This window comes from Nonomuraea sp. NPDC049480 (genome assembly GCF_044465905.1).
In the GTDB taxonomy this organism is placed as follows: domain Bacteria; phylum Actinomycetota; class Actinomycetes; order Streptosporangiales; family Streptosporangiaceae; genus Nonomuraea.
On the sequence record NZ_JBITMD010000004.1, the window covers coordinates 450,086 to 469,671 of the forward strand.

At 70.4% G+C, this 19,586-nt stretch carries 20 protein-coding genes; 9 read left to right on the forward strand and 11 right to left on the reverse strand.

The features are described from left to right. Window positions 1-3: 3 nt before the first annotated feature. On the forward strand, window positions 4-834 hold the full coding sequence (locus ACIBX3_RS15250; protein ID WP_397117105.1) for an amidohydrolase family protein: 831 nt from the start codon (window positions 4-6) through the stop codon (window positions 832-834). Here ACIBX3_RS15250 and ACIBX3_RS15255 read toward each other — a convergent pair. The 6 genes from ACIBX3_RS15255 to ACIBX3_RS15280 are packed head-to-tail and all read right to left on the reverse strand — an operon-like array spanning window position 827 to window position 6,295. Next, a complete protein-coding gene (locus tag ACIBX3_RS15255) occupies window positions 827-1,867 on the reverse strand; it encodes an aldose 1-epimerase family protein (protein ID WP_397117107.1) in 1,041 nt (346 codons plus the stop codon). The two genes, ACIBX3_RS15250 and ACIBX3_RS15255, sit on opposite strands and share 8 nt — an antisense overlap. After that, on the reverse strand, window positions 1,864-2,562 hold the full coding sequence (locus ACIBX3_RS15260; protein WP_397117109.1) for an SDR family NAD(P)-dependent oxidoreductase: 699 nt from the start codon (window positions 2,560-2,562) through the stop codon (window positions 1,864-1,866). The genes ACIBX3_RS15255 and ACIBX3_RS15260 overlap by 4 nt, the downstream gene beginning before the upstream one ends. Then, a complete protein-coding gene (locus ACIBX3_RS15265; protein ID WP_397117111.1) occupies window positions 2,559-3,638 on the reverse strand; it encodes a hypothetical protein in 1,080 nt (359 codons plus the stop codon). The genes ACIBX3_RS15260 and ACIBX3_RS15265 overlap by 4 nt, the downstream gene beginning before the upstream one ends. Further along, window positions 3,626-4,804 carry a CaiB/BaiF CoA transferase family protein gene (locus tag ACIBX3_RS15270; RefSeq protein ID WP_397117113.1) on the reverse strand — a complete coding sequence of 393 codons (1,179 nt, stop codon included), beginning with the start codon at window positions 4,802-4,804 and terminating at the stop codon, window positions 3,626-3,628. Before ACIBX3_RS15270 ends, ACIBX3_RS15265 begins: the two co-directional genes overlap by 13 nt. Next, window positions 4,804-5,568 carry an enoyl-CoA hydratase/isomerase family protein gene (locus tag ACIBX3_RS15275; RefSeq protein WP_397117115.1) on the reverse strand — a complete coding sequence of 255 codons (765 nt, stop codon included), beginning with the start codon at window positions 5,566-5,568 and terminating at the stop codon, window positions 4,804-4,806. The genes ACIBX3_RS15270 and ACIBX3_RS15275 overlap by 1 nt, the downstream gene beginning before the upstream one ends. Before the next feature lie 10 nt (window positions 5,569-5,578). Further along, entirely contained in the window at window positions 5,579-6,295 is a 717-nt protein-coding gene (locus tag ACIBX3_RS15280) for a FadR/GntR family transcriptional regulator (protein WP_397117117.1), read from the reverse strand. A gap of 91 nt (window positions 6,296-6,386) precedes the next feature. On the opposite strand from ACIBX3_RS15280, the gene ACIBX3_RS15285 reads away from it, so the two are divergent. The 8 genes from ACIBX3_RS15285 (at window position 6,387) to ACIBX3_RS15320 (ending at window position 16,500) form a co-directional block, all read left to right on the forward strand. Beyond that, entirely contained in the window at window positions 6,387-7,034 is a 648-nt protein-coding gene (locus ACIBX3_RS15285; RefSeq protein WP_397117119.1) for an aspartate/glutamate racemase family protein, read from the forward strand. After that, entirely contained in the window at window positions 7,022-8,269 is a 1,248-nt protein-coding gene (locus ACIBX3_RS15290) for a RuBisCO large subunit C-terminal-like domain-containing protein (protein WP_397117121.1), read from the forward strand. Before ACIBX3_RS15285 ends, ACIBX3_RS15290 begins: the two co-directional genes overlap by 13 nt. Window positions 8,270-8,303: 34 nt before the next feature. Then, the gene (locus ACIBX3_RS15295) at window positions 8,304-9,566 is read left to right on the forward strand and encodes a four-carbon acid sugar kinase family protein (protein ID WP_397117123.1); all 1,263 of its coding nucleotides are present in this window, start codon (window positions 8,304-8,306) and stop codon (window positions 9,564-9,566) included. A 448-nt stretch (window positions 9,567-10,014) separates the two neighbouring features. Further along, window positions 10,015-10,992, forward strand: a complete 978-nt coding sequence (locus ACIBX3_RS15300) for an ABC transporter permease (RefSeq protein WP_397117125.1) — start codon at window positions 10,015-10,017, stop codon at window positions 10,990-10,992. A 1-nt stretch (window position 10,993) separates the two neighbouring features. Then, window positions 10,994-11,833, forward strand: coding sequence for an ABC transporter permease (locus ACIBX3_RS15305; protein ID WP_397117127.1), 840 nt, complete (start codon window positions 10,994-10,996; stop codon window positions 11,831-11,833). Then, the gene (locus tag ACIBX3_RS15310) at window positions 11,830-13,899 is read left to right on the forward strand and encodes a dipeptide ABC transporter ATP-binding protein (RefSeq protein WP_397117129.1); all 2,070 of its coding nucleotides are present in this window, start codon (window positions 11,830-11,832) and stop codon (window positions 13,897-13,899) included. Before ACIBX3_RS15305 ends, ACIBX3_RS15310 begins: the two co-directional genes overlap by 4 nt. Then, window positions 13,896-15,608: an ABC transporter family substrate-binding protein gene (locus tag ACIBX3_RS15315; protein WP_397117130.1), complete on the forward strand. Its 1,713-nt coding sequence runs from the start codon at window positions 13,896-13,898 to the stop codon at window positions 15,606-15,608. The genes ACIBX3_RS15310 and ACIBX3_RS15315 overlap by 4 nt, the downstream gene beginning before the upstream one ends. A gap of 385 nt (window positions 15,609-15,993) precedes the next feature. Beyond that, window positions 15,994-16,500, forward strand: coding sequence for a tetratricopeptide repeat protein (locus ACIBX3_RS15320; RefSeq protein WP_397117132.1), 507 nt, complete (start codon window positions 15,994-15,996; stop codon window positions 16,498-16,500). Between the two features lie 6 nt (window positions 16,501-16,506). Here the strand turns inward: ACIBX3_RS15320 and ACIBX3_RS15325 are convergent, their stop codons facing one another. The 5 genes from ACIBX3_RS15325 to ACIBX3_RS15345 all read right to left on the reverse strand — a co-directional run bounded on the left by ACIBX3_RS15325 (window position 16,507) and on the right by ACIBX3_RS15345 (window position 19,566). Continuing rightward, entirely contained in the window at window positions 16,507-16,776 is a 270-nt protein-coding gene (locus tag ACIBX3_RS15325) for a hypothetical protein (protein ID WP_397117134.1), read from the reverse strand. A gap of 29 nt (window positions 16,777-16,805) precedes the next feature. Beyond that, complete coding sequence (locus ACIBX3_RS15330) at window positions 16,806-17,198, reverse strand: type II toxin-antitoxin system VapC family toxin (protein WP_397117136.1); 393 nt, start codon at window positions 17,196-17,198, stop codon at window positions 16,806-16,808. Next, window positions 17,195-17,455, reverse strand: a complete 261-nt coding sequence (locus ACIBX3_RS15335) for a type II toxin-antitoxin system VapB family antitoxin (RefSeq protein ID WP_397117138.1) — start codon at window positions 17,453-17,455, stop codon at window positions 17,195-17,197. The genes ACIBX3_RS15330 and ACIBX3_RS15335 overlap by 4 nt, the downstream gene beginning before the upstream one ends. 213 nt (window positions 17,456-17,668) lie before the next feature. After that, a complete protein-coding gene (locus ACIBX3_RS15340; protein ID WP_397117140.1) occupies window positions 17,669-18,523 on the reverse strand; it encodes an NAD(P)H-binding protein in 855 nt (284 codons plus the stop codon). Further along, the gene (locus ACIBX3_RS15345; RefSeq protein ID WP_397117142.1) at window positions 18,520-19,566 is read right to left on the reverse strand and encodes a saccharopine dehydrogenase NADP-binding domain-containing protein; all 1,047 of its coding nucleotides are present in this window, start codon (window positions 19,564-19,566) and stop codon (window positions 18,520-18,522) included. The genes ACIBX3_RS15340 and ACIBX3_RS15345 overlap by 4 nt, the downstream gene beginning before the upstream one ends. Window positions 19,567-19,586: the final 20 nt, after the last annotated feature.

Here is a 19,586-nt window from a genome sequence, read left to right on the forward strand (position 1 = left end):
CCCATGGACCGCATCGACGCGCACCACCACGTCTGGGACCTCGCCGTCCGCCCCCACGCCTGGCTGGACCCGGAGCCGATGGCGCCCATCAGGCGCACGTTCACCCTCGACGACCTGGCCCCGCCCGCCGCAGCGGCCGGGGTGACCCGCACCGTGCTCGTGCAGGTGCTGCCCGACCTGGCCGAAACGGTCGAGTTCCTGGCCCTCGCGGCCGCCTCCGACCTGGTGGCGGGTGTGGTCGGCTGGGTCGACCTGACCGCGCCGGACGTCGCCGCCGTGCTGGCCGCCATGCCCGACGGGCTGGTGGGCGTGCGGCACGGTGTGCAGTCCGAGCCCGACCCGGAATGGCTCAACCGGCCGGACGTGCGCCGCGGGCTGGCCGCGGTGGAGGCCGCGGGGCTGGCGTACGACCTGCTGACGCTGCCGCACCAGCTGCCGGCCGCCATCGACACGGTCCGGGCCTTGCCGGGGCTGACGTTCGTGCTCGACCACCTGTCCAAGCCGCCGATCGCCGCCGGCGAACTGCAGCCGTGGCGCGACCGGATCGAGGAACTGGCCGCGCTCCCGAACGTCTACTGCAAGCTGTCCGGCATGGTCACCGAGGCCGACTGGACGGCGTGGCAGGTCGCCGACCTCCGGCCGTATGCGGAGACGGTGCTCGAGGCGTTCGGGCCGCAGCGGGTGATGTTCGGCTCCGACTGGCCGGTCTGCCTGCTGGCGGCCGAATACGAGCGGGTCGTCGCGACCGCGGATCAGCTGTGCGCGGGCTTGTCGGAGGGCGAGCGGGCCGAGGTCTTCGCCGGCACGGCCCGCCGCGTCTACCGCATCAGCTGACACGGAACGTCGTGTGGTAGACCCGTGACTCCAGCGGCCCCAGCCAGATCATGCTGCCGTCCTCCCTGGCCGCCGCGTCGCCGGACACGTGGTGGGTGGACGGTTCCAGGCCGACGGCGTAGTTGCCGGAGCGCAGGTTCAGCCACTCGAAGAAGTACGGGAACTCCGCGGCCGGCCACTCGACGCCGACCTTCATGCCGAGCCGGTCGTTGACCACCGCCACCCGGTGCATGCCGTCGTCGCCGGGGTTCAGCACGTGCTCGTACACCTGCTCCACGAACCCGGGCGCCGGTCCGGGGAAGGTGATGTGGTCGGCCTTCTGCTCGGCCACGCTGTCGGTCTGCCAGAGCGTCTCGCGGATGTCGGCCTCGAACCTGGCGCCCTCGTCGAGCAGCGGCCAGCCGAGGTTGATGTGGTACAGGAACATGTGCGGCGCCGGCTCGAACCCGGCGTTGGTGACGGTGTCCACCAGCCGGATCTCGTCACCGCCCAGGTCGGCCTCGATGCGGCGGACCAGGCGCAGGTTCTCGGCGAAGACCGCGGCCTGGCGCACCTCGCCCTCGGCCCACAGGACGCAGCGGTCGCCCTCCCACCGCTCGCCGTACCCGGTCAACCGGGCGGGGATGTTGCCGACCCGGCCGTGCAACCCGTGCCGTACGGTCTGGCGGGGCGGGTAGCGGTAGCCGTCGGCGGGCACCTCGCCGCCGAACAGCGTGTGGTCGAGCCCGGCCGTGACGATGAGCCCGGAGAACGAGCGCAGCCACGACAGGCCGTCCTCGTCGGCGGTCTCGTGCAGCCCGGGATGGCGGAAGCCGGTGGGGGAGCGCCAGCCGAACGCGCGCCCGGCGTGCTCGGCGTGCCCGATGTCCATGCACCGGTCGACCAGCACGTCGAACGCCAGCCCCGACCCGGTCCTGAACTCCAGCGTCCGGATGCCGCGCTCCAGTCCGTCGCCGAGCGTCACCAGCCGGACCCCGCCGGCCGCGCTCAGGTCCCCGGTCAGCTCCGCCAGCCGCCTGCGGTCCGGCGTCATGCCATCACCCACCCTCCGTTGACTTCGATGGTCTGGCCCGTGACGAACGAGGCGTCCGGGCCGGCGAGGAACGACACCACGGCGGCCAGCTCCTCGGGGGTGCCGCGCCGCTGGAGCGACTGCCGCTCCAGGACGAACCGGTTGTACGCCTCCGGATCCGGATGGATCTCCTCGGCCGCCGTGGGGAACGCGCCCGGCGAGACGCAGTTGACCCGGATCTCGCGCGGCCCGAGCTCTCGGGCGAGCGCTCTGGTCAGCGCCGCCGCGGCGCCTTTCGTGGCGACGTAGGCGGCCAGGTCGGCCCAGCCGCCGTGCATGGTGATCGAGGCGATGTTGACGATCGCGCCGCCGCCGGTCATCTGCCTGGCGGCGTGCTGGGCGGCCAGCCAGTAGGCGCGCTGGTTGACCGCGTGCACCTCGTCGTACTCGGCCAGCGGCACCTCCAGGAACGGCCTGCTCGGGTAGATCGCCGCGTTGTTGACGAGGATGCCGACCGGGCCGAGCCGGGCCGCCGTCTCGGCGAACGCCTGCTCGACGGCGGCCGGGTCCCGTAGGTCGGCCTTGAGGTTGAGCGCGCCGTCGAGCGCGCCGGCGTCGAGGTCGAGCGCCGCGACCTGGTGGCCGTCGGCGGCCAGGCGGCGGACGATCGCCTTGCCGAGCGCTCCGGCGGCGCCGGTGACGAGCGCCGTGGTCATGCGTGCCTCCATTCGTCGTGCAGGTCCCTGAGCAGGTCGCGGGCCGGGACGCGGGCCAGCAGGCCCTCGCGGATCAGCGCCGACGACCGTTCCTGCAGGGCGATGTAGCCGGGGAAGCGCGGCCTGATCCAGGCGGCCTCCATGGTGGCGCGGGTGCCGCGGCAGAAGGCCGCGGAGGTGTGGGCGTCGCCCCCGGCCTCCCGGGCGGTGGGCGGCTCCCACGCGGCCCGCGCGGCCGGTTGCCCGCCGGTGGCCGGGAACAGCCGTGTCTGCACCGGCTCGGACAGAAGCCGCCGCAACTGGACGCGGACCGTGTCGCGGATCGCGCCGATGCGCCGCCCGGAGACGGCGAGGCCGGTGCCGCCGAGCACGCTCCCCGGCGGCCTCCCCGGCCAGGAGGGCGCGTCGGAGAAGGTCAGCGGGTAGGTGACGTAGCCGTAGACCAGCGGGCAGTACTCCGGTCCGCCCGCCGCCATGGCGTCCAGCACGCCGATCGGGTTGAGCGGCGACACCTTCCGGTCGGCCAGGCCGAGCAGCTCGGCCATGAGCTCCAGCGCGCGGATCCCTTCCTCGGCGTCGAGGAAGTCGCCCGAGCACAGCGCGCAGAACATGAGGAACGCGTGCGGCCCGCCCAGGCACAGCGCCGTCCGCGTGCCCTTCGCGAACTCCACCGTTTCCAGCCATGTCGCGGGCGTCTCGACGCCGGGGCGGGCGACCGCGACCTGGGTGGCCGCGTCGAGCGGCAGCGCCCACTGGCGTCCCTCCAGGTGGTAGCTGTCCCAGGTGCGGCCGACCGCGCCCGCCCTGAACCCGGCCAGCTCGTCCGGCTCGAACAGCTCCTCCATCGGCACCAGCGCGTCCACGGCCGCGCCCAGCCCGGGGTGGTCGATCACGAGCACGTCGTACGTCTCGCACAGCTTCGCGATCGGCTCCGACTCGAACCCTTCGAGCGGCTGACGGTCCCACACGATCGGCTCGGGCACGTCGCCGTACGGGTTGCTGCCGGCCAGGTCGAGCCGGGTCAGCTCGTCCAGCGGGGCGTACCCGCGCGGGTGGTCCCAGGTCAGTCCGCGCATGCCAGCACGCCTCTCGCCACCAGCTCGGCCGTGCGCTCGGCCGGGTAGCCGAGCTCGTCCAGCAGCTCGCGCGTGTGCTCGCCGACCAGCGGGGCGCCCGTGCGGACCGACGGCGGGCCGGCGCTCATGCGGTACGGGAAGCCGGGGGTGGTGACCGTGCCCTCGGTACGGTGCTCGTAGGTGACGAACGAGCCGTTGTGCGCGACCTGCGGATCGGCCACCAGCTCCGCGTAGCCGTACACGGGGCCCGCCCACAGGTCGTGGCGGGCGCAGATCTCCAGCCACTCGGCCGTGGTGCGGCCGGGCAGACGGCGGGCCACGGCCGTGGTGATCTCGTCCCGTTGGGCGTGGCCGTCCATGTCCGCGACTTCGGGCAGGTCGAGCGCCACGGCCAGCGCGTCGAGCCGGGGCATGCCGAGCGCGAGATGGCCGTCCTTCGTGGCGAACACGCCGTACGGCGCGCGGATGTAGGTGTGGCCGTGCGGCTCGCGCCCGCGCCGCTGCGGCACCTTGCCCACCGTGAAGACCGACAGCTCCTGCATCTGCACGGCGATGGCCGCGTCCAGCATGTTCACGCTCACCCGCTGGCCCTCGCCGGTGCGCTCGCGGTGCAGCAGCGCGGCCAGCGCGCCCTCGAACGCGCTGTAGGCGGTGATGGCGTCGATCGCGTACGTCCCCGCGGGCGCCGGCGGGTCGCCTTCGCGGCCCGTGCTGAACATGGCCCCGCTCATGGCCTGCAGCAGCAGATCCTGCCCCGGCCTCGACGCGTACGGGCCGCTCTCCCCGTATCCCGACATGGAGACGTAGACGATGGCGGGGTTGATGCCGCTGATCGTCGCGTAGTCCATGCCGAGCCGCTCGGCCACCCCGGGCCGGTAGTTCTGCAGGAAGACGTCCGCCGTCGCGGCCAGCCTGTGCACGATGTCGCGGCCCTCGCCGGACTTGAGGTTCACGGCGAGGCTGCGCTTGTTGCGGTTGAGCGACAGGAATGAGGCGTTGACCTGGTTGCCCGTGGCGCCGCCCGCGGGCGCGTGCCGCTGCCACTCGCCGGTCACCGGCTCCACCTTGACCACGTCCGCGCCCAGGTCGCCCAGCCGCATGGCGGCCAGCGGGCCGGCCATCGCGATGGACAGGTCGATGACGCGGTAGCCGTCCAGCGCGCCCATCAGCGCCCCTCGAAGACGGGCGTGCGGCGGGCGGCGAACGCGGCCCTGCCCTCGGCGGCGTCGGCGGTGGCGAAGCAGACGGTCTGCAGGTCGCGCTCGTACTGGATGGCCTGGTCGAGCGGCATCGAGTAGGCGGCCTTCAGGTTGGCCTTGGCGGTCTGCGCGGCGATGGGCGGGCGTTCGGCGATCTTCCCGGCCAGCTCGCGAGCGGCCGGCAGCAGCTCGTCCTGGGGATGGACGTCGGTGACCAGCCCCCACGCCTTCGCCCGGGTCGCGTCGATGGGGTCGCCGGTCAGCAGCATCGTGGCCGCGTTGCCCGGCCCGACCGCGTGGGCGAGCAGCGCGGACTGGCCGCTGCCGCCGATCCAGCCGAGCTTGATCTCGGGCGCGGCGAACGTCGCCGTCCCGGCGGCCAGCCGGATGTCGCAGGCCATGGCCAGCTCCAGGCCGCCGCCGTACGCGTAGCCGTTGACGGCCGCGATGATCGGCTTGCGCAGGGCGCGGACGGCGTCGCCGTAGTCGCCCCGGTTGCGGAACTCCCACGGCGTGTCGTACGCGTCCAGCTCGCTGATGTCGCTGCCGACGCAGAACGAGCGCTCGCCCGCGCCCGTGAGCACCGCCACCCGGATTGCCGGGTCGGCGTCGATCCGGTCCAGGCACGAACGCAGCGCGGCGGCCATGCCGGGGGTGATCGCGTTGAGCTTGGCGGGTCTGTTGAGGGTGACGACGGCCACCGGGCCGTCGACGTCGAGGAGGACGTCCAAGTGAGGGCTCCTAGCAGCAGAGACGGATGTGCTGCTCGGCGTCGGCGCGGGCGACCTCCACCACCTCGCGCATGGCCTCCTCGGCCTTGCGGTGGTGGCGGCGCCTGATCGCCACCGCCACGCGCTCGTGGCCGGGCAGCGTTTCCTTGTTGTGCGCCACCGAGCGGGTGTGCACCTGGCGCACGGACCGCAGGGCGATGCTGATCATGTCGTAGATGTAGAGCAGCAGGTCGTTGTCCGCCGCGGCGAACACCGCCTTGTGGAAGGCCAGGTCGGCCTCGATGAACGGCTCGGGGTCGTCGGCGGTGGCGTAGAGCGCGGCCAGGGCTTCGTCGACGCGTTGCACGGCGGTCGCGTCCGCCCGCTCGGCCGCCACCCTGGCGGCCCCCGGCTCCAGCGCGACCCGCAGGTCGGCCAGCACCCGGATGTCCTCAGGGCGCGGCTCCGGCTCGAACCGCCAGCTCAGCACGTCGGCGTCGAGCAGGTTCCAGGACGCGCGAGGGCGGACCCGGGTGCCGGCGCTCCTCCTGGTCTCCAGCAGGCCCTTGCCGGCCAGGACCTTGACGCCTTCCCGCACGGCCGAGCGGCCTATGCCCAGCTCGCCGACGAGGTCCTCCTCGATGGGGATGGACGTGCCGGGAGCCAGCTCGCCGCCGACGATGCGGGCGCCGAGGGCGTGCACCACCTGGACGTTCCGGGCGGCGTCCCTTTGAGGATCAGTTGCCACGCCTCCGCACGCTAGTAGGTGAGTCCGAATTTTCATAGTGCTTCATCAGATGAAACTGGAATTTCATCTGATGAAGTGATACGACCGGATCATGACAAAGACGCTGGGACTGATCCACACCTCGGCGACGCTGGTCGAGGTGTTCGCCCGGCTGTGCGGCGAGCACCTGCCGGGCGTCGAGACGTTCAACATCGTCGACGACAGTCTGATCAAGAACACGATCGCCGCCGGCCGTCTGACCCCGTCCACCGCGCGCCGCGTCAGCGGCCACATCGCCTCGGCCGAGGCCGCCGGGGCGGACCACATCCTGGTGACCTGCTCCTCCATCGGCGCCGCCGTCGAGGCGGCCGAGCCGCTGACCGGTGTCCCCGTGACCCGCGTGGACCGTCCCATGGCCGACCGGGCCGTCGCGCTGGGCCCCAGGATCGGCGTGCTCGCCACGCTGTCCACCACCCTCGAACCCACCGCCGACCTGGTACGCCGGCGCGCCCAGGCGGCCGGCCGGGAGATCGGGCTGACCGCCCGGGTGTGCGAGGGCGCGTTCGAGGCCCTGATGGGCGGCGACGCCGCGACCCACGACACACGCGTGGCCGGAGCGCTCGCCGAGCTGGGCGGCGAAGTGGACGTGATCGTGCTGGCCCAGGCGTCGATGGCGCGCGTGGCCGGAACGGCCGAGGCCGGGGTGCCGATCCTGGCCAGCCCGCCGCTCGCCATGGAGTACCTGGCATGCGCGATCTGACCGTCGCCACGTACCGGATCCTCACCCGGCTGCCGCTGGAGCAGGCGGCTAGCGCGATCGCTGGGGAGCAGAGCACCGGCACGTTCGTCAGCGTGCGCGGCGAGACCGACGACCTGCGCGCCCGGCACGGCGCCGTCGTGCTGGAGCTCACCGAGATCCCCGCCGCCGCCTCCGAGAGCCTGCCGGGGGCGCGCGGTGACGGGCCGCCGCGCGCCGCCCTGGTGAAGATCGGGTTTCCGCTGGAGAACACCGGGCCCTCGCTCACGAACCTGTTCCCCGTGGTCGCGGGCAACCTGTACGAGCTGCGGGAGTTGGCCGGACTGAAGCTGGTCGACCTGGATCTGCCCGCCGCGTTCGGGGAGGCGTACCTGCCGGCGCGGTTCGCGGTGGAGGGCACCCGGAGACTGGCGGGACGGCCCGGAGGCGTGCTGATCGGCACCATCGTCAAGCCGAACGTCGGCCTGCGCCCCGCCGACTACGTGGACCTGGTGCGGGAGCTCGGCCTGGCCGGCGCCGACTTCATCAAGGACGACGAGGTGAACGCCGACTGCCCGCCCGCGCCACTCCCGCAGCGGATACGCGCGGTGACCGCCGCGCTCGACGAGGTGGAGCGGCGGACCGGGCGGCGGCCCATGTACGCCTTCAACATCAGCGACGAGCCCGACCGCATGCTCCGCAACCACGACCTGGTGGTCGCCTCCGGCGGCACCTGCGTGATGGTCAACCTGAACGTCGTCGGCTTCCCCTCCGCCGCGATGCTGCGCCGTCACGCCCGGGTGCCGATCCACGCCCACGTCACCGGGCTCGGCGCGCTGGCCCGCCATCCGGGGATCGGCGTCGGCCACGTCGCGTACCAGAAGCTGGCCCGCCTGACCGGCATCGACCACCTGCACTGCGGCGGCTTCCACAGCAAGTTCTACGTCACCGACGACGAGGTGGCTCTTATGGTGCAGGCCGTGCGCGAGCCGCTGCTCGGCGGCTTCCCCTGCCTGCCCGTGTTGTCGTCCGCCCAGTGGGCCGGGACGGCTCCGGTGGCCTTTGAGCGGACCGGGACCACCGACCTGCTGGTGCTGGCCGGCGGGGGCGTGCTCGGTCACCCGGACGGGCCGGCTGCCGGGATCGCGAGCATCAGGCAGGCGTGGGCCGCGGCGACGGCGGGCGTCCCGCTGCACGAGGTGGACTCGCCGGAGCTGGTCAGGGCCCTGGAGCACTTCGGCGGGGTGGTGCCGCGGTGACGCGGCGGGGAGGGACGGCGCCGGAGGTGCGCTCGTGACGCTGTTCGCGTTCGTGGCCGACGACTTCACGGGCGCGACGGACGCCTTGTGGCAGTTCCGGCGGTTCGGGCTAACGGGGTCGCTGGTGATGGACGTGGCGCACCTGCACGGCGGCGGCGACGTGATCGGCCTGGCCACCACGGCGCGGGCGGCCGCGGACCCGGCCTCGGTGGTGATGCCGGCGTTCGAAGCCATGGCGGCGCTGGGGCCGCTGGTCGTCCAGTACAAGATCTGCTCGACCTTCGACTCCTCCCCTGAGGTGGGGAGCATCGGCGCGGTCGTCGCGGCCCTGCACCGGACGGGACTGGCGGGCCGCCGCCCGGTGCCCGTGCTGGCCGCACAGCCCGAACTCGGCCGCTACACATGGTTCGCCAACCACTTCGTACGGGCCGGGGGCCGGGTGCACCGGCTCGACCGGTACCCGCCGGCGCGCGACCACCCGGTCACCCCGGCGACGGAGGCCGACCTGCGGGTACGGCTCGCCGAGCAGGGCGCCGGGCGCGTCGGATGGCTGCCCGCCGAGCCATCGGAGGAGGCGTACCTGGCCAGGGCCGCGGACGCGGCATTCGTCGCCGACGTGCTGACCGACCGGCACCTCCGGACACTCGGCCGTCTCCTGCTCGCCGACGCCGAGCGCCGCGGCCCGTTGTACTGCGTGGGCTCCGGCGGCCTCAGCTACGCCCTGGCCTCGACCGGCCTCGGCGAACCCGGCGCGACGGAGAGCCGCGGGGAAGGATCGCCCAGGACGGAAGGCCCGCCGCTGAGCGGGCCGCTCGCGGTGGCCGGGCCGGTGCTGGTCGTGTCCGGGAGCCGATCGCCGATCACCGCCCGCCAGATCGACTCGGCCGAGCGGGCGGGATGGCCGGTGCTGGACACCTCCGAAACGGTCTTCGCCCAGGTGGAGGAGCACCTGCGCGCGGGCCGCCACACGATCGTCCAGTCCACCCGTGGCCCGGCCCGGGACCCGGCCGGGATCGGGGAACTGCTCGGCCGGATCGCCGCGGCCGCCGTGCGGGGCGGGCTGGCGCGGCGGCTGGTGGTCGCCGGCGGCGACACCTCGGGCGAGGTCGTGGCCGCCCTCGGCGCGCGTTCGCTGGACGTGGTCACCGTGCTCGCCCCCGGCGGCCCGGTGTGCGTGCTGGCCTCGGACGATCCCGCGTGCGACGGGCTGGAGGTGGCGTTGAAGGGCGGTCAGGTGGGCGGCGACGACTACTTTCTCCGCGCCTCCGGCGCGCACCCCGTACGCCGTCCGGAGTAGGACACGCCCCTGGATCACCGGGCTCACGATCGACGTCGCGGGAGGCGAGTGGATGCCCTGACCCGATGAGGACCAAAGTCCCCAGGCGCCGCGGGGGCCTCACAATCCGCAGATCCACCCCATGATGTGGATCACTTTGGCCGACCGTCAATTAATGTCCGGATTCTGTGACATAAGGGCTTCTCTGGCGGCGGTAGAAGACCCTAATTGGTCGCATTTATGCAGGTCGGAGCCCTATGTGTGGGCCATCTGGCGAATGTCACGATCTATTGCAAGTGATCTGACTGTTATATCGAGCAGTTTCTGACTGTTACATCTTTACATATATTCTGCGCCTTGATCGCCATCTCACGGGTCATCGGGATTTCCCGATGCGGGATGGCTTTACGTTGCGGGAGCCGCCTCTCCAGCCCGAGGCACTGCCCCCAGTCAGCGCGAACGGAGAGTAATGGGCAAGTACCTGCTTCGCAGGTTCGCAACAAATGTGATCTTGGTGGCGATCGCGGCCAGTCTCGCGTACATGCTCGCCGCCAGCACCATGAACCCGCGGGCCACGTACCAGGCGCGTCAGCCGCCCATCGCCGAGTCGGTGATCGACGCCACGCTCGACGCGTACAACCTGAACGACAAGACCCCTGTGCTCGTGCGCTACGGGACCTGGGCCAAGGGCGTCATCGCGGGAGACTTCGGCAAGACCTGGAACGGCGGCTCGGTCAACGCGGAGATGGGCCGGCGGATCTTCGTCAGCCTGCGCCTGCTGCTGATCGGCACGCTGGTGGGCTTCGCCCTCGGGGTGGCGTTCGGGGCACTCTCGGCGGTGCGGCAGTACAAGATCAGCGACCGGTTAATCGGTGTCAGCTCATTCGTGATCATGGCCCTTCCCGTCTTCCTCCTGGCCACGCTGCTGGCGATGGCGACGTACACCCTGAACGACGGGCTCGGGTTCACGCTGATCGAGTACACCGGTGAGTACAACCCGAAGCTGGAGGGCTGGGACCAGTTCGTCAACCGGCTCAACCACCTGATCCTGCCGACCATCTCCCTAGGCCTCGGCTCGATCGCCTTCTACAGTCGCATCCAGCGCAACATGATGCTCGACGTGCTCGGCCAGGACTTCGTCCGCACGGCCATGGCCAAGGGACTGCGACGCAGGACCGCGCTGATCAAGCACGCGCTCCGTACGGCGCTGATCCCGTCCGCCACCTACTTCGCTTTCGCGTTCGGAACGATGTTCACCGGAGCCATCTTCACCGAGAAGATCTTCGCCTGGCACGGCATGGGCGCCTGGCTGGTCGACGCGATCAACGCCAACGACGTCAACTCCGTGGCCGCGGTGACCCTCTTCACCGCCGTCTGTGTCCTGTTCGCCGCCTTCCTGTCGGATCTGCTGGTGGCGGCGCTCGATCCGCGGGTGAGGGTGAGCTGACATGCGCTCGAAAGTCGTCCTCAGGCGCCTGTTCCGCAACAGGCAGGCCCGCTACGGCATCACGGCCCTGGTCCTCCTGATCCTCCTGGCGTACATCGGCCCGTACGCCGGCGCGTACGAGTGGACCGACAAGGACTTCCTGGCCTTCATGTCGCCGCCCGACGGCGACCACTGGTGGGGCACCGGTGCCATCGGGCAGGACATGTACGCGGTCACGCTCCGCGGCATGCAGAAGTCCATCATCATCGGCCTGCTGGTGGCGCTGATCGCCACCGGCCTCGCCGCGGTGGTGGGCGCGTTCGCCGGATACTTCGGCGGCTGGTTGGACAGGGTGCTCATGTGGGGTGTGGACCTGCTGCTGGTCCTCCCCAGCTTCCTGATCATCGCGATCATCTCGCCGAGATTGAAGGGCGGCACCTGGCTCTGGTTCGTGGTGCTGCTCGCCGCGTTCACCTGGATGATCACCTCCAGGGTGGTCCGCAGCATGACGCTCTCGCTTCGTGAGCGCGAATACGTCCAGGCGGCCCTCTATATGGGCATCCCGCGCTGGAAGATCATCTTTCGGCACATCGTTCCCAACCTGTCCTCCTTGCTGATCATCGACGCGACGCTCAACGTCAGTGGCGCGATCATCGGCGAGGCGGCGCTGTCCTTCTTCGGGTTCGGCATCCAGCCGCCCGACGTCTCGCTCGGCACGCTCATCGCGGAGGGCTCGCGCAACGCCACCGGCTACCCGTGGCTGTTCGTTTTCCCCGCCGGTTTGCTGGTGCTCCTGGTACTGAGCATCAACCTGATCGGCGACGGCCTGCGTGACGCACTCGACCCGGGGAGCAACTCGTGAGCATCTTGGAGGTCAGCGACCTCACCGTCACCTTCTCCGGCGGCATCCAGGCGGTGCGCGGGGTCTCGTACGAGGTCGAGCGCGGCGAGGTGCTCGGCATCGTCGGCGAGTCCGGCTCCGGCAAGTCCGTCACCTCGCTCGCCATCATGGGCCTGCTGCCGAGGAACGCCGTGGTCAGCGGCTCGGTCAAGCTGCACGGTCGCGAGCTGCTCAGCATGGACGAAGACGAGCTGATCAAGGTGCGCGGCAAGGCGATCAGCATGATCTTCCAGGATCCGCTGTCGGCGTTCACGCCCGTCTACACCATCGGAGACCAGGTCGCCGAGGCCGTCCGCGTGCACCAGAAGATGCCCAAGGACAAGGCCGCCAAGCGCGCTGTGGAGCTGCTCGACCTGGTCGGCATCCCGAACCCGCACCTGCGCGCCAAGGCGTTCCCGCACGAGTTCTCCGGCGGCATGCGCCAGCGCGCGATGATCGCCATGGCCATCGCCAACGACCCCGACCTGCTGATCTGCGACGAGCCCACCACGGCGCTGGACGTGACCATCCAGGCGCAGGTTCTGGAGGTGCTCAAGACCGCGCAGCAGGAGACGGGCGCCGGCATCGTGATGATCACCCACGACCTGGGGGTCATCGCGGGCATCGCCGACCGCGTGCTCGTCATGTACGCGGGCCGGCCGGTCGAGCAGGGGTCGGTGGACGACATCTACTACCGGCCGCGGATGCCGTACACGATGGGCCTGCTCGCCTCGATCCCCAGGATCGACGGCGAGGAGGGGCCGCTGGTGCCCATCGAGGGCAACCCGCCTTCGCCGTCGGCGCTGCCGCCCGGCTGCCCGTTCGCGCCGCGCTGTCCGATGAAGGTCGACATGTGCGACGACGAGGAGCCGCCGCTCACGCCGTTCGCCGGCGGCAGGCACGTCGCCTGCATCCGCTCGCACGAGATCGAGCACAAGGGCCTGACCGGCGCCGACGTGTTCCCCGTCCCGGTCATCCCGCCGAGCGACGTGGTCCGCGTGCCGCGCGCAGAACGCTCCACGGTGCTGCAGCTGGACAACATGATCAGGCACTACCCGCTGATGAAGGGCGCGGTTTTCAAGCGCCGCGTCGGCACCGTGCACGCGGTCGACGGCATCAGCCTCGACATCGCGGAAGGCGAGACGCTGGCCCTGGTGGGCGAGTCCGGCTGCGGCAAGACCACCACCCTGCAGCAGATCATGCAGCTGGCCCCGCCACAGGGCGGCCGGGTCGTCGTGCTCGGCAAGGACAGCGCCAAGCTGGACAAGGCGGGACGCCGGGCGCTCCGGCGCGACCTGCAGATCGTCTTCCAGGACCCGATGGCCGCGCTCGACCCGCGCATGCCGGTCGGCGACATCATCGCCGAGCCGCTGCGCGCGCACGGCAGGACGAACGTGCCGTCCCGGGTCGCCGAGTTGCTGGAGCTGGTCGGGCTGTCGCCCGAGCACGCCGAGCGCTACCCGCAGCAGTTCTCCGGCGGGCAGCGCCAGCGCATCGGCATCGCCCGCGCACTCGCGCTGGAGCCGAAGCTGCTCGTCCTGGACGAGCCGGTGTCGGCACTCGACGTCTCCATCCAGGCAGGTGTGATCAACCTGCTGGAGGAGCTGAAGAACACGCTGGGGCTGTCGTATCTGTTCGTGGCCCACGACCTGGCGGTGGTCAGGCACCTGGCCGACCGGGTCGCCGTGATGTACCTCGGCAGGATCGCCGAGATCGGCACGGTCGAGAACGTCTACGACCACCCGGCGCACCCCTACACGCAGGCTCTGTTGTCGGCGATCCCGCTGCCGGACCCGGAGATGGAACGCACCCGGAAGCGGATCCTGCTCGAAGGCGACCTGCCCAGTCCGGCCGACCCGCCATCGGGTTGCCGGTTCCGTACCCGCTGTCCCAAGTTCGCCGTGCTCAGCGAGGCGGACCGGCAGCTCTGTGTGGACGAAGAGCCCTCGGTTGCTCGGCTCGCGAACGCCGTGGACCACGGCGCAGCCTGCCACTACGCGGAGGAGATCGAGGTCATCACGGCCTCGGACGATCAGGAGGAAAAGTGAAGGTTCGATACCGGGCAGCCGCGGGAATCGCGGTCCTGGCCATGGCTGTCGCGGCCTGCGGCGGGGGCGCCAGTGAGAGCAAGCAGCCCACTGCGCAGAAGTCGCAGCAGGCGCAGCAGCAGATGGCGGAGACCCCGGCCATCAGCATCAACCCGGTCGCCTATGAGCAGGTCAAGGACGGCGGCACCCTGACGCTCGCGATCGGCCAGTGGCCGAGCCAGTGGAACGGCAACCACGTCGACGGCAACCAGGCCGACACGGCCGACATGCTCGACGTGTTCATGCCCCAGCTGATGATGGCGGACGCGGACGCCAACTTCACGCCGAACAAGGACTACGTGACCGACGTCAAGAACGACATGTCGTCGGGCAAGCAGGTCGTCACCTACACGATCAACGACAAGGCCACGTGGTCGGACGGCACGCCGATGACGTGGGAGGACCTTGCGGCCGCGTGGAAGGCCAACAGCGGCAAGGACAAGAAGTTCAAGCCGGCCTCCACGGACGGCTGGGACAAGATCGAGTCGGTCGAGAAGGGCGACTCGGACAAGGTCGCCGTGATCACCTTCTCCAAGCCGTACCCGGAGTGGCAGGGCCTGTTCAACCGAGGCACCTCGCACCTCTTCCCGGGCAAGCACATCGAGACGCCCGAGGCGTACGACAAGGACTACCTGCAGAAGATCCCCGCCACCGCGGGTCCCTTCAAGGTGGAGAAGCTCGACGAGGGCACCAAGACGCTCACGCTCGTGCGTGACGACAAGTGGTGGGGCCAGAAGCCCAAGCTCGACAAGGTCATCTTCCGGGCCATCGAGTCGCCCGCCGCGCAGGTGAACGCCTTCGCCAACGGCGAGCTCGACGGCGTGGAGATCCCGTCGGGCGCCCCGGCGGAGCTGAAGCGGGCCAAGGAGGTCCCCGGCTCGGAGATCCGCAAGGCGCTCAGCCCGAACTGGCGGCACATCACCGTCAACAACCAGAGCGCGTTCCTGAAGGACAAGTCGGTCCGGCAGGCCGTCCAGTACGCGATCAACCGTGACGTGATCACGCAGTCCGACCTCAAGGACATGGAGTGGCCGCTGCAGACGCTCGGCAACCACGTCTTCATGAACAACCACAAGGGCTACGTCGACAACTCCGGCGACCTCGGCAAGTACAACCTGGAGAAGGCCAAGCAGCTCCTGGACGCGGCCGGCTGGAAGCAGGAGGGCGAATACCGCAAGAAGGACGGCAAGGAGTTCGCGCTGAGCTTCGTCATCCCCACCGGCACGCCGGTGGCGCAGACGGAGGGCGAGCTCACCCAGGCCATGCTCAAGGAGGCGGGGATCAAGATCAATATCCGCCCCGTTCCCCTTGACAAGTTCTTCAACGACTACATCATCAAGGGCGACTTCGACCTGGTGCCGTTCTCGTGGATCGGCACGCCGCTGCCGATCGGCAGCCTGAAGCAGATCTACTACACCGGCTCGGAGAGCAACTTCCCGAAGGCCAGCGACCCGGCCGTCGACGCCGCCGTCCAGGCCGCGGTGGACGAGATGGACCCGGCCAAGGCCGTCGAGCTGGCCAACGCCGCGGACAAGCTGATCTGGGACATGGTGCACACCATCCCGCTGTACCAGCGTCCTGACATCTGGGCGGTCAAGAAGACGCTCGCCAACTACGGCTCTCGCGGCTACGCGTACTACGACTGGACGGCGATCGGCTTCACCGGCTGATCCGCGCGTCACTCGACCCCCGGCCCGGGTGCGGGCCGGGGGTCTTGCCGTCTCGCGACCTTTATCGCCGCGGAGCCGTTCGCCCCGGCGGGCGCGGGGCGCGCTGATTGCGATGGCCTCGGAACGATGCCCCGTGCCCTCGGCGGCGGGATCTCGAACGCGGATATCGTCATTCCTGTTGATCGCTACCAGGTGGTGTACGGCACCTCCATCTGGGATGAGCCCGCGACGGAATAGCGCCTGGTCTGATGGCACGGGTCGCGGCGCTGGAAGAGATCGTCGCCGCCTGCTTGGCCGCCCTTCACACTCGCGATCTTGTGCGTTGAGGTGACATGAAGACGGCCACCACGCTGGCCCAGGCCCCTTACGCGCCTAATGTTTGGCTGTGCTCTTCCAAGAAATCAACCAGCTCATCACCTACGACGAACGGCAACGGATGGTCCCCAGCGACCGCGATCGGCTCACCGCGCTCGTCAACTCGGCCCGCGCTCAGGACCCCACCGACTACACCACGCTGCGCGCGCTCGGGATCGGGCTGCTGGTTCTGGGCGAGCACGGCGACGCGATCGACCACCTCAACCGTGCGCTCGACCTGGCGGACACAAGCGGCAGGCGGATCGCGGCGTCAATCAATCTGGCCGACGCCCATCGCTACTCAGGTGACGCGGCAGCCTCGGAAACTCTCTGCCGCGCGATGCTCACCCTGGCAAGGAAAGAAGTACCCGAAATGGTGTGCTTCCCGCTCCAGCATCTCGGCAAGACCCTCACTGACCTGGATCGCAAACAGGAGGCGCGCGAGGTGCTGCAGGAGGCCCTGGCTCTGCGCATGGCCGAAGGCGACCCCGAGTTGATCGCCAGAAGCCAAGCGGCCCTACGACTCCTCGACACTTGATGCTTGTCACATTTCGCGATCACGGTTGAGATCTGCGCTGGTAATGGCAGCGGGGGGCGGCGGCTTGGTGACGGCGGCGCCGGCGTGACCAGTGCGAGAGATGCCGGACGGGGTGGCGCGGGTGAGGATGAGTGCGGCCATCAGGCGGCGGATCTCGGGCATGGTCAGCGCGATGTGCTTCTCATCGCAGGGCGGTTGGAGCGCGGTGAGGGCGGCCAGTAAGGCCAGGGCGACCATGGCCAGGGCGACGTGCCGGTGCCGGCCGTCCAACTGCAAGGCGGGGAACTCTCACGTGCGCGGAAGTGTCACAGCACTGGTGTCACGTCGGTATGAGTGAAGTCGTCGCCCTTGAAGAGCAGTGGCTCACGACATTCTCGCGCCAACGCATACGAGAAGCAGTCGCCGAAGTTCAACCCGGCCTTATGACCGCTCCCCCTGCCATAGTCCCAGTAGGCCCGGCGGGCGATGTGCGCCTGCTCCAATGTGACAGGCATGATTTCGACCTTCATCCTGCTCAAGAAATCGTCCAAGAGCCGGGAAGCAGCCGGGTCGCGCGTACGCTCGACCACGGCGGCCATCTCCAGATATGTCGCGGCCGACATGCGTCGCACGGCGGCCTCTCGGATGGCTGTGGTAAAGGCGGCGGCATCCGGTTCGCCCTTGAGGATCGCGACGATCGCGCTGGTGTCGATGATCACGCGGGGAGCCCGGTCTCGGGGTCATACAAGAAGTCAGTCGACAGATCCGTACCACCCAACCTCGAACGGATCTTCGCGGCGAGCGCGAGTAGGTCTTCCGCCATCGTGGCGTCTTCCTCCTCCCGGCCCTTAGCGAGCAGACGCTCACGCCGCTCGCGCAGAGCAGAAATGACGGCGGCGGTCTTACTCTCTCCCGTGAGTGCGCCAATCTCGGCTGCCAGCCGCTCAGCCTCAGGATTTTTGATATTCAGGCTCATGACCTTGGCCTTTCTGCCCTGTCCTTACTCGGATTCTACTCCTTCTACCATCGTCCGTCCTCCTCATTGTCCCTAGGCAGAGCGCTTGGACGAGACGACGGCGGGCACTGGTGCGTGCCGGACTTTCGCGGTACAGGGCTGAACCATGGCATGAACACGGTCGGAAACGCCCCGGCGCTTGAAGGCCGGGGCGCGCCCCCGTGCCGCCATCGCCTACTGCGTACTGTGGGCGAACTCGGCCAGTGTCGTCGGCGGGCGGCCGCCGACGCGTTCGATGCTCTCGGTGACCTCGTAGAGCGGGTGGTGGCCCGGCCCGATGAAGCGGAAGAGCGCCCACAGGTGGGTGAGGTGCTCCACCGCCACCTCGTCCTGGTAGATCTCCTTCGCGCGGGCCTCCCATTCCTCGGGCGGCACGTCCACGTACGGGACGCCGAACGCGTCGGACACCTCGCCGATGGTCGCCATCTGCCCGTTCACCAGGCACACCGGGTCGACTGGGCCGGGGTCGAGCAGCAGCCCGGCCCCCACTCTGGCCACGTCGGCGGCGGCGACGAGCGGGATCAGCGTGTCCCGGCCGCCGAGCGGCAGCGCCAGCTCGCGGTTCCCGGACGCGGCCGCCACGACGGCCAGGTTCTCGAAGAACACCCCCGCGCGCAGGTGCACCGCGCCCACCCCGGCCCAGTCGAAGACCTGCTCCGACAGCCAGTGGCGGCGCATGCGCGGGGTGCCGGCCTCGGGGGAGGCGTCCAGCTGCGACACCTCGACGACCCGCTCGACCCCCTCCTCCCTGGCCGCGGCCGCGAACGCCGCTGTGGCGTCGAGGAGGCCGGCCGTCACCGGATAGGTGAAGTACGCCCGTCTGATCCCGCGCATGGCGGGCCGGACCGTGGTGATCTCGCACAGGTCTCCGACGACCACCTCGGCGCCGATCTTGCGTAGTTCCTCAGCCCGGTGGTCGTCCGAGTGCACGAACGCCCGCACCCGCTCGCCGCGCGCCAGCAGCAGGTCCACGACCTGCCGCCCGGTGCCTCCCTGCGGCCCGCCGGCCGCGCCCGTCACGAGGATCATGATTCCGCCTTTCCCGGAAGGGTGAGAGTGAAGAGGCCGAGCCGTTCCAGGTCGCGCAGGAACGGCCCCGGAGGGAACGCCTCGGCCGGGCCGTAGACGCCGGGGCGCCCGGGGCCGTGGCCGTCGGCCAGGCGGACCGCGGCCTCCACGGAGGCCAGGGCGCTCAGCCGCCACAGGTCGCGCCCGGCCACCTGCCCCGCGGCGCCGCCGCCCTCGACGATGACCTGGACGGCGACGGTGAAGCCGGAGCCCGCGCGGGTCTCGGCGTCGACGTGCTCGCTGGTGAACGCCTGCTCCTCCTCGAACGTGTGCGCCGTGAGCTGCGCCTCCACCCGCCTCGCCGGCACGTGCCGGGGAACGGTGACGACCTCGGAGAACGGCACCGGGGCGATCATCGTGCGCGGGCCGAGCGGCGGCGGGAACGGGAAGACGGCGTTGCGCGGCTCGACGTAACCGACGTGCTGGGCGCCGTCCTCGTACGTGATCCGCTGGGTGTCGGCGAACAGCAGCTCGGCCGTCTTCCTGGCCCCCGTCGTCAGCCGCCAGCCGGTGACCGCGTAGGCGGAGGTCACCCGCTCGATCCCGATCAGGCCCTCGGCCACGGCCCCGGCGAGCAGGTCGCCCATGCCGCCGTAGAAGCTCATCGCCGTGATCATGGTGATGCCGGCCTGCGCGGCCGGCTCCTGCATGGTGTCGAAGATCCACTTGGTGTGGTGCTGCTCGAGCGCGTGGTCGACGTAGTGGCAGCCGCCTTCGACGGCGGCCCGGGCGACCGCTTTGCCGGTGTGGGTGAACGGGCCGGCGCAGTGGATCAGCACGCCTGCCTGTTCGGCGAGCGCCCGTAAGGCCGCCGGGTCGTCCAGCGGGGCCTGGTGGACGCGTACCGCCGGCTCACCCCCGCCCAGTTCGCCGGCCAGGGCCTTGAGTGCGCCGCCGTCCCGTCCGGCCAGGATGACGCTCCGGCCGCGGGCGCGGAGCTCTGCCGCCGCCAGGCGGCCGGTGTGGCCGGTGGCGCCGTAGACGGCGATGTGCGATGAGGACATGCGCACCTCCATGAGACATA